The sequence below is a fragment of the Bacillus sp. PSXD-155 genome (assembly GCF_049310765.1).
GTDB classification, from domain to species: Bacteria; Bacillota; Bacilli; order Bacillales; family Bacillaceae_G; genus Bacillus_A; species Bacillus_A cereus.
Window position 1 is genome coordinate 223496 of the sequence record NZ_JBMOWC010000003.1, and the last position, 12502, is coordinate 235997.

Below are 12502 nucleotides of genomic sequence, written 5' to 3' on the forward strand. Positions count from 1 at the left end.
TGAAAAAGAAGGTGGCAACATGGTAATTCAATGGTTTCCAGGGCATATGGCGAAGGCTAGACGCCAAGTAACGGAGAAATTAAAATTAATTGATGTTGTAATTGAGCTTGTAGATGCTCGATTACCATTATCATCTCGAAACCCAATGATTGATGAAATCATTACACATAAGCCGAGGCTTGTTGTTTTAAATAAAGCGGATATGGCAGATGATCGTTTAACAAAACAATGGATCGCATATTTTAAAGAAAAAGGCCATATGGCAATTTCGATTAATGCGCAAGCTGGACAAGGTATGAAAGAAATTGCAGCAGCTTGTAAAGTGCTTGTTAAAGAAAAATTTGATAAAATGGTTGCAAAAGGTATTAGACCGAGAGCGATTCGCGCATTAATTGTAGGTATACCAAATGTTGGTAAATCTACATTAATTAATAAATTGGCAAAGAAAAATATTGCTAAAACAGGAGATCGTCCAGGTGTGACAACAGCTCAACAATGGATTAAAGTTGGGAAGGAAATGGAATTGTTAGATACGCCAGGTATTCTGTGGCCTAAATTTGAAGATCAATTAGTGGGTCTTCGCTTAGCGACGACGGGTGCAATTAAAGATTCAATTTTAAATTTACAAGATGTAGCTGTTTACGCATTACGTTTTATGGAGAAACATTATCCAGAACGCTTGAAAGAACGCTACAATTTAAATGAGATTCCAGAAGATATTGTGGAATTATTCGATGCAATTGGAAAAAATAGAGGCTGCTTAATGGGCGGCGGAATGATTGATTATGATAAGACATCTGAGCTTGTACTTCGTGAGCTTCGTGGTGGCAAACTTGGAAAAATGACGTTTGAGACACCGGAAGAGTTTGCAGAGCAAGTAGAAGATGTGGAAAAAATAGAAGAAGTATAAGACGTGCGTTTGTGCGTCTTTTCTTTTTGGATACGTTTAAAAAGGAGCTTGTATAAATGCAAACAATGACGATAAAAGAAGCGGAAAATGTATTGAAAGAAATTATGAATGAAGAAGATGATCGCTTTCAACTGTTAATGAAAGATGAGCGAAAAGGCGTTCAAAAGCTCGTTTTGAAGTGGTATAAACAAAAAGAGTTAGAACAGAAAGAAAAAGAGAAGTTTTTTGAAATGTCCAAGTATGAAAATGCTTTGCGTGAAAAAGGGGTCACATATATCGCAGGTATTGATGAAGTAGGGCGCGGGCCATTGGCTGGGCCTGTTGTGACGGCAGCTGTCGTTCTTCCTGAGGATTTTTATATTCCAGGGTTAAATGACTCAAAAAAGCTGAGTGAAGCGAAACGTGAGCGTTTTTATAATGAAATAAAAGTACAAGCGATTGCAATTGGAGTTGGAATTGTATCACCGCAAGTTATTGATGAAATTAATATTTACCAAGCAACGAAACAAGCGATGTTAGATGCTGTTGCAAATTTATCTTATACACCCCAACATTTATTAATTGATGCGATGAAGCTTCCCACACCAATTCCGCAAACTTCAATTATTAAAGGTGATGCGAAAAGTGTTTCGATTTCAGCTGCATCCATTATCGCAAAAGTAACGAGAGATCGTATGATGAAAGAACTGGGAGAGAAGTATCCTGAATACGGATTTGAGCAACATATGGGATATGGCACAAAGCAACATTTAGAGGCAATTGAAGTGCATGGAGTATTAGAGGAACACCGAAAGTCATTCGCGCCAATTAAAGATATGATTCAAAAATAAGCTGTAAATATACAGCTTATTTTTTATTTTGGCATATAAACATTACTATTTCCGAAAAAGAATAAAGCGATTTCAGTTTTCTGACACTTTATTGTAGACAGCGTGCCAATCATCTTATACAATGGCAATGTAATGTTTTTTAAACATTAAAAAACTTTTCGAGTAAAACAGGAAAACAGGGGAGGATGGGACCATGAATATCCATGAGTACCAAGGTAAGGCAGTCCTTAGAAGCTATGGGGTTAGCGTTCCGAACGGGAAGGTTGCATTTACAGTAGAAGAAGCTGTAGAAGCAGCGAAAGAATTAGGAACAGATGTATGTGTAGTGAAAGCACAAATTCACGCTGGTGGACGCGGCAAAGCTGGCGGAGTAAAAGTTGCAAAAAATTTAGATGAAGTTCGTACATATGCAGAAAGCATTTTAGGAACTACACTTGTGACACATCAAACAGGTCCTGAAGGTAAGGAAGTAAAACGCTTACTTATCGAAGAAGGTTGCGATATTAAAAAAGAATATTATGTAGGTCTAGTTTTAGATCGTGCAACTTCTCAAGTTGTTTTAATGGCTTCTGAAGAAGGCGGAACAGAAATTGAAGAAGTAGCAGAAAAAACACCTGAAAAAATCTTTAAAGAATATATTGATCCAGCAGTAGGCTTACAAGGTTTCCAAGCGCGCCGAATTGCATTTAACATCAATATTCCAAAAGAGCTTGTAGGACAAGCTGTGAAGTTTATGATGGGCTTATACCGTGCGTTTATTGAAAAAGATTGCTCTATCGCTGAGATTAACCCACTTGTTACAACAGGTGAAGGTAAAGTTATGGCACTAGATGCAAAATTAAACTTTGATTCTAATGCGTTATATCGCCATAAAGACATTTTAGAGCTTCGTGATCTTGACGAAGAAGATGCAAAAGAAATTGAAGCTTCAAAATACGACTTAAACTACATTCCTTTAGATGGAAATATCGGTTGTATGGTTAATGGTGCAGGTTTAGCGATGGCTACAATGGATATCATTAAACATTACCACGGTGACCCAGCTAACTTCTTAGATGTTGGTGGCGGTGCAACTGCTGAAAAAGTTACAGAAGCATTCAAAATTATCCTTTCTGACAAAAATGTAAAAGGTATCTTCGTTAACATTTTTGGTGGCATTATGAAGTGTGATGTTATTGCAGAAGGTGTTATTGAAGCAACGAAACAGGTAGGTCTTGAGTTACCTTTAGTTGTACGTCTTGAAGGTACAAACGTAGAACTAGGTAAGAAAATTTTAAATGAGTCTGGCTTAAATATTGTTGCAGCAGAATCTATGGCAGACGGTGCACAAAAAATTGTTTCACTAGTGGGCTAATAGAAAGCGGGGGAGAAAAATGAGCGTATTAGTTAATAAAGATACAAAAGTTATTGTTCAAGGTATTACAGGTTCTCAAGGTTTATTCCATACAAAACAAATGATTGAATACGGTACGAAAATTGTCGGTGGTGTAACGCCAGGTAAAGGTGGCACTGATATTGAAGGTGTACCAGTATTTGATACTGTAGAAGATGCAGTGAAAGCAACAGGTGCAAACGCTTCAGTTGTATACGTTCCACCCGCTTTTGCGGCTGATGCAATTATGGAAGCAGTTGATGCAGAAATTGATTTAGTAGTATGTATTACTGAAGGAATTCCTGTATTAGATATGGTAAACGTAAAGAGATATATGGCTGGTAAACATACACGTTTACTTGGACCAAACTGCCCAGGTGTTATCACGCCTGATGAATGTAAAATCGGTATTATGCCAGGATACATTCATAAAAAAGGTCATGTAGGTATCGTATCGCGCTCTGGTACTTTAACGTATGAAGCTGTACACCAGTTAACACAAGAGGGTATTGGACAATCTACTGCTGTAGGTATCGGCGGGGACCCTGTTAACGGTACAGACTTTATTGATGCGTTAAAAGCATTTAATGAAGATGAAGAAACACATGCTGTAATTATGATTGGTGAAATCGGCGGTACAGCAGAAGAAGAGGCAGCTGAATGGGTAAAAGCTAATATGACAAAACCTGTTGTAGGCTTCATTGGTGGTCAAACAGCGCCTGCTGGCAAACGTATGGGCCATGCTGGTGCAATCATTTCTGGCGGTAAAGGAACTGCTGCTGAAAAGATTAAAACAATGGAAGCTTGTGGCATTAAAGTAGCTGAAACTCCAGCAGTTATGGGAGAAACGCTAATCTCTGTTTTAAAAGAAAAAGGTTTATTTGAGACTTGCAAAAACTATTAATCTGTTGAAAGACACCCTCTTACTTGAGGGTGTCTTTTTACACTTTTTCTGTTTACATAATAAAAATTATGGGTAAGGAGAATTGAGATGAAAAGAGAGCGATTATTACATCTTCATTACTTGCTAGCAGATTATTGGAAAGCGATGGAGAGGCTACTATATGTCGATCCAGAATTAAAGAACATATATACTTTTAACGAAAAACAAATGGAATACTACACTGGAATATCCTCGAAAAAATCTTCAGAACTAGTGAAATTTCTTCAAAGTTCAAATCTTCCGCAATATATATCTTATTTAGAGAAAAATCGTATTTTTTATATAACGATATGGGATGAAAATTATCCGCAATTATTACGTGAAATACAAGATCCTCCCTTCGTTTTATATGGAAAAGGAGAGAAAGATTTTCTCAATAAAGTAAATAAATTAGCAGTTGTTGGAACGAGAGAACCATCATTATATGGTCATGAGAGTTTGAAGTTTATTTTACACCCTTTATTAGAAAGAGAGTGGCTTATTGTCAGTGGGTTTGCAAAAGGGATAGATACAATGTCTCATGAGATTACAGTAAGGCATCATTGCCCGACTATTGCGATATTAGGGCACGGATTGTCGTTTATGTATCCGAAAGAAAATAGACATTTATATGAAATGTGGAAGGAATATATATTGTTATTGACAGAGTATCCTCCGCACTATGCACCGAAAAAATGGTATTTTCCAAAAAGGAACCGGATTGTTAGTGGTATAAGTAAAGGTGTTTTAGTTGTAGAAGCCAAATCGAGAAGTGGAACACTTATTACTGCAGACCTTGCGTTAGAGCAAAATAGAGAGGTGTTTGCGCTTCCTGGACCTATATTTATAGAGGGGGCATCGGGAACGAATCATCTTATTCAACAAGGAGCAAAATTAGTAAGAAATGCAGAAGATATCTTGGAGGAGATTTTAAATTAACCTTATATTTTTAAATTTTTATTAAACAATTATTGACAAATGGTAGATTGGCACTGTATGGTATATTCATTCTTGATTGACAAAAACAAGAGAAATCAATAAGATTAATGAAGACTTGAATCCACCTCTTAAGGAGGCACTAGCATGTCAGATTACCTCGTAATCGTGGAGTCGCCTTCTAAGGCGAAGACCATTGAGAAATATTTAGGGAAAAAATACAAAGTTGTCGCGTCTATGGGACATGTTCGCGATTTGCCAAAAAGTCAAATGGGGATAGAAGTAAAGAACAACTTCACCCCGAAGTATATTACCATTCGTGGTAAAGGTCCCGTCTTAAAGGATTTAAAATCAGCGGCGAAAAAAGCAAAGAAAGTTTATCTCGCGGCCGATCCAGACCGCGAAGGGGAAGCGATTGCTTGGCATTTAGCGAATACGTTAAATGTGGACGTTGAATCAGATTGTCGGGTTGTGTTTAATGAGATTACGAAAGATGCAATCAAAGAATCATTTAAACATCCTCGCGCAATTAATATGGATTTAGTAGATGCACAACAAGCAAGACGCATACTTGATCGTCTTGTTGGTTACAATATTAGTCCTTTATTATGGAAGAAAGTAAAAAAAGGATTAAGTGCAGGGCGTGTACAATCTGTAGCAGTTCGTTTAATCATCGAACGTGAAAAGGAAATTCAAAGCTTTGAACCTGAAGAATTCTGGACAATTAAAACAGAATTTGTAAAAGGAAAAGACACATTTGAAGCAAGTTTTTACGGTGTAGATGGTGAAAAAGTTCAATTAACGAATGAAACGCAAGTGAATGAAATAATTGAACAGATGAAAGACAATGCGTTTTCAGTTGAAAATGTAACGCGCAAAGAGCGAAAACGTAATCCTGCATTACCGTTTACAACATCTTCCTTGCAACAAGAAGCAGCACGTAAGTTAAATATGCGAGCAAAGAAAACGATGATGCTTGCACAGCAATTGTATGAAGGGATAGATCTTGGAAAACAAGGAACTGTAGGTCTTATTACGTATATGAGAACTGATTCAACACGTATCTCAGAAACAGCTCAAACAGAGGCACGTACTTACATCACTGAAGCGTATGGTACGGAATACATAGGAACAGAAAAGAAGAAAGAATCGAAAAAGTCAAATGCACAAGATGCACATGAGGCAATTCGTCCTACTTCGGTAATGAGAAAGCCAGAGGAACTGAAAAGTTTCTTAAGTCGTGATCAACTTCGATTATATAAATTGATTTGGGAGCGATTTGTTGCAAGTCAAATGGCGTCTGCTATAATGGATACTGTGACAGCGAGACTCATTAATAACAATGTTCAGTTCCGTGCAAGTGGATCGGTTGTAAAGTTCCCAGGATTTATGAAAGTGTATGTAGAGTCGAAAGATGATGGTGCGGAAGAAAAGGATAAGATGTTGCCGCCTTTAGAAGTAGGGGAAACTGTATTTTCAAAGGATTTAGAACCGAAGCAACATTTTACACAACCTCCTCCGCGCTATACAGAGGCCCGTCTAGTAAGAACACTTGAAGAACTTGGAATTGGAAGACCGTCGACTTATGTACCTACACTTGAAACGATTCAAAAACGTGGATATGTAGGTTTGGATAATAAACGCTTCGTTCCGACTGAACTTGGTGAAATAGTAATTGAACTTATTTTAGAGTTTTTCCCAGAAATTATTAACATTGAATTTACTGCCAATATGGAGCAAAGCCTTGATGAAGTAGAAGAAGGAAATGCCAATTGGGTGAAAATTGTTGATGATTTCTACGTAGGATTTGAACCGCGCTTAGAAAAAGCGGAAAAAGAAATGCGTGAAGTGGAAATTAAAGATGAGCCAGCTGGGGAAGACTGTGAATTATGCGGACATCCAATGGTCTTTAAAATGGGTAAATACGGGAAGTTTATGGCTTGTTCGAATTTCCCTGATTGTCGTAATACAAAAGCGATTGTGAAAGAAATCGGTGTAACTTGTCCGAAATGTGAAGAAGGACAAATTATTGAGCGTCGCAGTAACAAAAAGAAACGTCTTTTCTATGGATGCGGTACGTATCCAGAGTGTGACTTTGTATCTTGGGATAAGCCAATTGGTCGTAAATGTCCGAAGTGTGAAGGCATGCTTGTAGAGAAAAAGTTAAAAAAAGGCGTGCAAGTACAATGTATTTCGTGCGATTATGAAGAAGAACAACAAATGTGAGCGTAACTGCTCACATTTTTTTCGGGAAGAAAAGGAAAGGTGATATAAATGACAACACAAGTAGTAAACGTCATTGGCGCAGGTCTTGCAGGAAGTGAAGCAGCTTACCAAATTGCAAAACGTGGTGTCCAAGTTAGATTATATGAAATGAGGCCGGTAAGGCAAACACCAGCTCATCACACAGATAAATTTGCTGAATTAGTATGTAGTAACTCACTTCGTGCAAACACTTTAACAAATGCAGTTGGAGTTATTAAAGAGGAAATGCGTTTAATGGATTCTGTAATTATTCGTGCGGCAGACGAGTGCTCTGTACCAGCTGGAGGTGCTTTAGCTGTAGACCGTCATGAGTTCGCAGCTAAAGTAACAGAATACGTAAAAAACCATCCGAATGTAACTGTAGTGAACGAAGAGCTTACTGAAATTCCAGAAGGACCAACAATTATTGCAACAGGTCCACTTACATCTCCTGATCTTGCTGCACAATTAAAAGAACTAACAGGTGAAGATTATTTCTATTTCTACGATGCGGCAGCACCAATCGTAGAAAAAGACAGCATTGACATGAGTAAAGTATATTTAAAATCGCGTTATGACAAAGGTGAAGCTGCATATTTAAATTGCCCAATGACAGAAGAAGAGTTTGACCGTTTTTATGAGGCTTTAATTGCTGCTGAGACAGTGCCTTTAAAAGAGTTTGAAAAAGAAATTTTCTTTGAAGGTTGTATGCCAGTAGAAGTTATGGCAAGTAGAGGGAGACAGACGCTAGTATTTGGACCTATGAAACCTGTTGGATTGGAAGATCCAAAAACAGGAAAAACGCCATATGCTGTTGTTCAGTTGCGTCAAGATGATGCAGCGGGAACTTTATACAATATCGTAGGTTTCCAAACGCATTTAAAATGGGGACCACAAAAAGAAGTGCTACAGTTAATTCCGGGACTGGAAAATGCAGAGATTGTACGTTATGGTGTAATGCATCGTAATACGTTTATTAATTCACCTAATTTGCTTCGTCCAACATATCAATATAAACAACGTGATGATTTATTCTTCGCTGGTCAAATGACTGGAGTAGAGGGATATGTTGAATCAGCAGCATCAGGATTATTAGCGGGAATTAATGCTGCACGTCTTGTGCAAGGTGAAGAGCCAGTTGTATTACCGTCAGTAACTGCAATGGGTAGCATGGCAAATTACATTACGGCAACGAATGCTAAAAACTTCCAACCGATGAATGCGAACTTCGGTCTATTTGCACCGTTAGAGAAAAAGATCAAAAAGAAAGCGGAACGAAATGAAGCATACGCAACACGCGCTTTAGAAACAATTCAAAATTTTGTAAATATTTAGTTAAATTTCTTGCAAAGGCTACTAAGTTGTGATACGATTTAGTAGCCTTTATTGAGGTGAGTTGTGTGAATGTGAAGAAATTGTTACAATTATTCGTTGGATATTTACAAATTGAAAGAAATTATTCAAAATATACAATTGCAAGTTATCAAAATGATTTAGAACATTTTGTGCAATTTATGGAGCGAGAAGGCATATCCTCTTTTTTAGACGTTACATACGCGGATGTTCGTTTGTACTTAACGACGTTGCACGATGAAAAGTTAGCCCGTAAATCTGTCGCAAGAAAAGTATCAAGCTTACGAAGTTTATATCGTTTTTTGATGCGTGAAGGTTATCGAAAAGATAATCCGTTTGCACTTGCGTCACTCCCCAAAAAAGAATTGTCAATCCCAAAGTTTTTATATGCTGAAGAGTTAGAGGAATTATTTGAAGTTTCTGACACGGGAACACCATTAGGTCAAAGGAATCAAGCTTTATTAGAATTGATGTATGCGACTGGAATCCGTGTGAGTGAATGTGTCAATTTACAACTTACCGATATTGACTTTGCGGTGGGAACAATTTTAGTAATGGGAAAAGGAAAAAAACAAAGGTATATTCCGTTCGGAAGCTATGCGCAAGATTCTTTAATTACTTATATAGAGAATGGGAGAAAACAGTTAGTTAATAAGACTGACGAAGACTCTCGTATGGTATTTTTAAATGCGAAAGGTACACCGCTAACAAGTCGTGGAGTACGTTATGTTTTAAATGAACTCATTAAAAAGGCGTCACTGACAATGCGGATAAGTCCCCATATGTTAAGGCATACATTTGCTACACACATGTTAGATGAAGGGGCGGATTTACGTACTGTACAGGAGCTATTAGGTCATGAGAATTTGTCGACTACACAAATTTATACGCATGTCTCTAAAGAAAGATTGCGTTCTGTTTACATGAAGCATCACCCGCGGGCATAAATTGCTTTAAAAGCTATAAAAACAAATAAAGGAGTTTTTTCTATGGGGAATTTCCACGCTACAACGATATTTGCAGTTCATCATAATGGAGAATGTGCAATGGCTGGAGATGGTCAGGTGACAATGGGAAATGCTGTTGTAATGAAACATACAGCTCGTAAAGTTCGCAGACTTTTCCAAGGTAAAGTTTTAGCTGGTTTTGCAGGTTCAGTTGCTGATGCATTTACTCTTTTTGAAATGTTTGAAGGAAAATTAGAAGAGTATAATGGCAACTTGCAGCGTGCTGCTGTTGAAATGGCAAAACAATGGCGTGGCGATAAAATGTTACGTCAACTAGAAGCGATGCTCATTGTCATGGATAAAACAACTATGCTTCTTGTTTCAGGTACAGGAGAAGTGATTGAACCGGATGATGGTATTTTAGCAATTGGATCTGGTGGAAATTATGCGCTTTCTGCAGGTCGTGCTTTAAAGCAATATGCAAGTGAACACTTAACAGCGAAACAAATTGCGAAAGCGAGTTTAGAGATTGCTGGTGATATTTGTGTTTATACGAATCACAACATAATTGTTGAAGAATTGTAGAATCGTAAGGGAGGCATTTTATATGCATTTACATTTTACTCCGCGCCAAATTGTGGAAAAATTAGATCAATATATCATCGGTCAAAAAGACGCAAAGAAAGCGGTTGCTGTAGCGTTGAGAAATCGATACCGTCGCAGTAAATTAGCTGAAAATTTACGTGATGAAATAGCACCTAAAAACATTTTGATGATTGGACCGACAGGTGTTGGGAAAACAGAGGTAGCACGACGAATGGCGAAACTCGTTGGAGCACCTTTTATTAAGGTTGAGGCTACAAAATTCACAGAAGTTGGATATGTGGGTAGAGATGTAGAGTCGATGGTACGTGACCTTGTGGAAACATCGGTTCGTATCGTAAAAGAAGAAATGGTAGTGAAAGTTCAAGATAAAGCAGAAGAGCAAGCGAATCAACGTCTTGTTGAAATTTTAGTACCGAGTCCGGAGAAGCAATCTGGATTTAAAAATCCATTAGAGATGCTTTTTGGGGGCGCTCAAAATTCGAGTCAAACGTCTGATACACAAGAAGATGGTGAAATCGAAAAGAAACGTCAAGATGTGGAGAGAAAGCTTGCTGCAGGGCTTCTCGAAGAAGAGATTGTATCGATTGAAGTGACTGAGCAACAGTCGTCAATGTTTGATATGTTACAAGGAACTGGCATGGAGCAAATGGGAATGAATTTCCAAGATGCGTTAGGGAGTTTTATGCCGAAAAAAACAAAAAAACGTAAACTTTCTGTAAAAGAAGCAAGAAAACTCTTGACAAATGAAGAGGCACAGCGCTTAATTGATATGGATGAAGTTACACAAGAGGCTGTTTATCGTGCTGAACAGCTCGGGATTATTTTTATTGATGAAATTGACAAAATTGCTGGTAAGCAGTCGAATAGCGTAGATGTATCACGTGAAGGTGTGCAACGTGACATTTTGCCAATTGTAGAAGGGTCGAATGTTGCGACAAAATACGGATCAGTAAAAACGGATTATATTTTATTCGTTGCAGCTGGAGCGTTCCATATGTCTAAACCGTCGGATTTAATTCCGGAATTGCAAGGGAGATTTCCGATTCGAGTAGAATTAACAAAATTATCGACAGACGATTTTGTTAAAATATTAATCGAGCCTGACAATGCGTTAATTAAACAATATATGGCATTATTAGCGACCGAAGGTATAGAAATTGAATTTTCAGACGAAGCTATTCGTAAGATTGCTGAGATTGCTTATCAAGTTAATCAGGATACAGATAATATTGGAGCAAGAAGACTTCATACGATTATGGAGAAGCTCCTTGAAGATTTATCGTTTGAAGCATCTGAAATTACGTTAGAGAAAATAACGATAACCCCTCAATACGTTGAGGAGAAATTAGCAACAATTGCTAAAAATAAAGATGTGAGCCAGTTTATTTTGTAATAGTGTCATCAGGTGACTCGCCCTAGTTTCCAAGTGATGAAAAAATATGTGAGTAACATGTAGGAGGAACTTTTGAAATGGAATTATTAGCAAAAACAAGAAAATTAAATGCGTTATTACAGAGCGCAGCAGGGAAGCCTGTAAACTTTAGAGAAATGTCTGACACAATGTGTGAAGTAATCGAAGCAAACGTATTCGTAGTTAGTCGTCGTGGTAAATTACTAGGTTATGCAATTCACCAACAAATCGAAAACGAACGCATGAAGCAAATGCTTGCAGAACGTCAATTCCCAGAAGAATATACACAAAGCTTATTCAACATTACAGAAACATCTTCAAACTTAGATGTGAACAGTGCTTACACAGCATTCCCGGTAGAAAACAGAGAATTATTTGGTCAAGGTTTAACTACAATCGTACCAATCGTTGGTGGTGGTGAGCGTCTAGGTACTTTAGTATTAGCTCGTCTTGGTCAAGAGTTCTTAGATGACGATTTAATCCTTGCTGAGTACAGCTCAACTGTTGTAGGCATGGAAATCTTACGTGAAAAAGCAGAAGAAATCGAAGAGGAAGCACGTAGTAAAGCTGTTGTTCAAATGGCGATCAGCTCATTATCTTACAGTGAGTTAGAAGCAATTGAGCATATCTTCGAAGAATTAAATGGAACAGAAGGTTTACTTGTTGCAAGTAAAATTGCTGATCGTGTAGGAATTACTCGTTCTGTAATCGTAAATGCACTACGTAAATTAGAAAGTGCTGGTGTAATTGAGTCTCGCTCTTTAGGTATGAAAGGAACATACATTAAAGTGCTAAACGACAAGTTTCTACAGGAACTTGCTAAATTAAAAACAAACTAATTTATAAAAAACTCTCCTCGATCGAGGAGAGTTTTTTTGTGCAATGGATTGATGGCGCTTGTGAAAAGTGCCATAAGCGTGTTTTCTGGGAAAACTATTAATTGTGTTTTACTTTTTTGCTTAAAAGAAATG

The 12502-nt window shown here is 37.6% G+C and carries 11 protein-coding genes; all 11 read left to right on the top strand.

The features are described from left to right. The first annotated feature begins 19 nt into the window (after positions 1 to 19). The 11 genes from ylqF (at position 20) to codY (ending at position 12370) form a co-directional block, all read left to right on the top strand. A complete protein-coding gene (ylqF, locus tag ACO6VI_RS03995; protein ID WP_000236702.1) occupies positions 20 to 910 on the top strand; it encodes a ribosome biogenesis GTPase YlqF in 891 nt (296 codons plus the stop codon). 56 nt (positions 911 to 966) lie between these two features. Next, positions 967 to 1740, top strand: coding sequence for a ribonuclease HII (locus tag ACO6VI_RS04000; protein ID WP_063548479.1), 774 nt, complete (start codon positions 967 to 969; stop codon positions 1738 to 1740). Positions 1741 to 1933: 193 nt separating this feature from the next. Further along, positions 1934 to 3094, top strand: a complete 1161-nt coding sequence (gene sucC, locus ACO6VI_RS04005; RefSeq protein ID WP_001020790.1) for an ADP-forming succinate--CoA ligase subunit beta — start codon at positions 1934 to 1936, stop codon at positions 3092 to 3094. A 19-nt stretch (positions 3095 to 3113) separates the two neighbouring features. Further along, a complete protein-coding gene (gene sucD / locus ACO6VI_RS04010; RefSeq protein WP_000115178.1) occupies positions 3114 to 4016 on the top strand; it encodes a succinate--CoA ligase subunit alpha in 903 nt (300 codons plus the stop codon). An 87-nt stretch (positions 4017 to 4103) separates the two neighbouring features. After that, positions 4104 to 4973: a DNA-processing protein DprA gene (gene dprA, locus ACO6VI_RS04015; RefSeq protein ID WP_000818046.1), complete on the top strand. Its 870-nt coding sequence runs from the start codon at positions 4104 to 4106 to the stop codon at positions 4971 to 4973. A gap of 144 nt (positions 4974 to 5117) precedes the next feature. Then, positions 5118 to 7196 carry a type I DNA topoisomerase gene (gene topA / locus ACO6VI_RS04020; RefSeq protein WP_001286955.1) on the top strand — a complete coding sequence of 693 codons (2079 nt, stop codon included), beginning with the start codon at positions 5118 to 5120 and terminating at the stop codon, positions 7194 to 7196. A 48-nt stretch (positions 7197 to 7244) separates the two neighbouring features. Then, a complete protein-coding gene (trmFO, locus tag ACO6VI_RS04025; RefSeq protein ID WP_422423000.1) occupies positions 7245 to 8549 on the top strand; it encodes an FADH(2)-oxidizing methylenetetrahydrofolate--tRNA-(uracil(54)-C(5))-methyltransferase TrmFO in 1305 nt (434 codons plus the stop codon). 65 nt (positions 8550 to 8614) lie between these two features. Continuing rightward, the gene (xerC, locus tag ACO6VI_RS04030) at positions 8615 to 9514 is read left to right on the top strand and encodes a tyrosine recombinase XerC (protein WP_001101245.1); all 900 of its coding nucleotides are present in this window, start codon (positions 8615 to 8617) and stop codon (positions 9512 to 9514) included. A gap of 42 nt (positions 9515 to 9556) precedes the next feature. Continuing rightward, positions 9557 to 10099, top strand: coding sequence for an ATP-dependent protease proteolytic subunit HslV (gene hslV / locus ACO6VI_RS04035; protein WP_000526274.1), 543 nt, complete (start codon positions 9557 to 9559; stop codon positions 10097 to 10099). A 22-nt stretch (positions 10100 to 10121) separates the two neighbouring features. After that, positions 10122 to 11513: an ATP-dependent protease ATPase subunit HslU gene (gene hslU, locus ACO6VI_RS04040; protein WP_000550085.1), complete on the top strand. Its 1392-nt coding sequence runs from the start codon at positions 10122 to 10124 to the stop codon at positions 11511 to 11513. A 77-nt stretch (positions 11514 to 11590) separates the two neighbouring features. After that, positions 11591 to 12370 (top strand): GTP-sensing pleiotropic transcriptional regulator CodY, encoded by a 780-nt coding sequence (codY, locus tag ACO6VI_RS04045; RefSeq protein ID WP_000421290.1) that lies wholly within the window; start codon positions 11591 to 11593, stop codon positions 12368 to 12370. The last annotated feature ends 132 nt before the right edge of the window (positions 12371 to 12502 follow it).